General features: G+C 60.2%; 2 protein-coding genes. One reads left to right on the top strand and one right to left on the bottom strand.

The annotated features are described in order from the left end of the window. Window positions 1-428 (bottom strand): AAA family ATPase (locus DVK07_RS19030; RefSeq protein ID WP_147441221.1); only part of this gene is annotated, 428 nt, incomplete at its 3' end. Between the two features lie 545 nt (window positions 429-973). Here DVK07_RS19030 and DVK07_RS19025 point away from each other — a divergent pair. Then, window positions 974-1,171, top strand: coding sequence for a hypothetical protein (locus DVK07_RS19025; RefSeq protein ID WP_121598464.1), 198 nt, complete (start codon window positions 974-976; stop codon window positions 1,169-1,171). Window positions 1,172-2,129 lie beyond the last annotated feature (958 nt).

Below are 2,129 nucleotides of genomic sequence, written 5' to 3'. Positions count from 1 at the left end.
ACTGTCCCGCCATACGCGTCGAGTTCGTCGAAGAGGAACTCGTACACGCTCGCTTGCGGGTAGCCTGTATTAGATATCTGTCGGCCGGGTTCACGGAGTTCGTTGACCAGCTTCACGGCGACCTGGTAGGACGTGTTCAGCCCGTCGCAGTTGACCTCAATCGTCGTGAGCTCGAGCTCCGGTACGTCGGTTGCGTCTCGCTCGAGCGTGCGGAGCAGATAGCGCGTGGCCGCAGTCTTGCCAACGCCACTTTTCCCGTAGAGAAAGACGTTCGAGGGGGTCTCGTTGTTGATGACTGGCTGGAGGGCGGCGTGGTAGCGGGTGAGTTCTTTGTCGCGCCCGACGAGGCTGTCCGGCGTCCACTCTTCGAGGAGCGCCTCCCGGTTCTCGAAGATGGCGTCGTTCGGGGTAAACGAGAAGTCGCTCATACGAACAGCACTTTTCGACAGTATATAAAACCAGCCATTCCGTTGTTTCTTCTGTTGTTGTGTGTTTATAAACAACCGACCCCGACGCTTCCGCTGTTCGCATCGCGGCGTCTCGCACCCCGGTGGTTCTCTGGTGCGCTCTACTGAGTTCGTCGATAGGTCCATTGCGCCGTACTAACAGCGGAACCGACGGGGTACGCGAGCGCGCCTCCCCATGAGCGCTCCGATAACAGCGGAAGCAGTGGGGTGGGGGACCACCGATATTGCGGCGTCCCAATCTGTGAGTCGTCGACCTTCTCTCTCAGTGACCGCGTTAACAGCGGAACCAGTGGGGTTGGAGTGTCCTTAACGGGTTCGCACACAAGTGTTGGAATACACCGAACGTTGCTCGCGGTTGGTCCTCCCCGCAGCCCGCTTGAATACGTCGACGCGAATCCCGGCGCAGTCCCCGTGGCTCGTGTCAGCCGCCGTGTCCTCCGTGAGCTGTTGGCCTGCCCCCACGCTAACGAGCGAAATTTTTTGGGAGCGTCGTTAGAAGAGCTAGTATGGCTCGGCTGGGCACGCAATCGACGAGCGCGGACCGGCAGTTCGCGGTCGCGTGGGTGGGGATGGGGATCATTATGTCGGCGGCTGTCGCGACGATCGACGTGCTCCCGCTTCCGTTGGAAGCCGTCTACGTGTTCGCTGCCGGTGTCATCCTCCGTGAGGCGCTCGGCTTGGCGTATTGGGTGTTACAGAAATAGCCCTCACCGACTGAAATTGTGAGCTGCTGCGTTGAGCGTCTGTGACAAGTAGTACCGAGGTGCCTCCACGGTAGCCGTTCTGGTCGTCTATCGGTATGACCGGTCGTGTGTACGTGGCGCTCCCGCCACGTGCGATGTGTTTCCGTGCGGATCACCCCGTACCCCCAGCGTCTTCTCAATCTTCAGTCATAGAGGACCGTCAAGACGGGAGCGAGACCCGATGGCCCATCTCGCACGCGATGGCGTCGAGTCACGAACGGTGTCGGTGATCGCCGACGGACGGATTCGAGCAGTCGCCGAGACGCGCGGTAACCCTCATCGGACGGCGGCGGCCACCCACGAGAAGCGTGACGCTCTCGTGGTCCGAGATTCACTCCGCCGCGTCGAGATCGGGAACACGTGTCCCCCCGCCGGCTCACCCGAGCAACGCGTGCTCGTACCCGACTGACAGTCGTTAGTCGACGAGGTGGACCAGCCACGCGATTCCCGCACCGAGACTCAGGGCGCCCGCAACAGCGAGGGCCGTCGTTGGTGACGTACCCCCAAGCACCACCGGCAACAGCACGTCCATACTGACACTCAACTCATATGATATTTAAGAGAAACTATCTTTATGCGACCCGAAGTTCCAACCCCGGAGCCAGCGTTGACTTCCTCCCCACCCTGAACAGTAGTCGCCGAATCAAATCTTGTTTCGCACTAACCAAGCCGTTGAGTTCACGCACTTCACGATCGGAGCGGATTTCGCTGTGGCAGATTCAGTGAGAGAGCGAGGGAACGCCGCGCTAGCGGCGTTCCCGAGCGATGCCTCTCTGCGAGAAGGCGTACTCACCGGTCATCCCGGTCGGATTCGAGTGTGGACTCAGCCGTAGTCTGTCGAGAGAACGAATCTGCGGAAGATCCGTGTTGAGATCAGCGGTGTCTCTGGAACTGTGTCAGCTGACGCTAAGACGTTGGC

Source organism: Halorubrum sp. Atlit-26R (assembly GCF_003666015.1).
GTDB lineage: Archaea > Halobacteriota > Halobacteria > Halobacteriales > Haloferacaceae > Halorubrum.
This window is presented reverse-complemented; position numbering and strand designations above follow the sequence as displayed.

What these genes read in the sequence shown, in the direction of transcription:
- DVK07_RS19025 (WP_121598464.1), top strand. Translation starts at nt 974, where the DNA reads ATGGCTCGGCTGGGCACGCAATCGACGAGCGCGGACCGGCAGTTCGCG.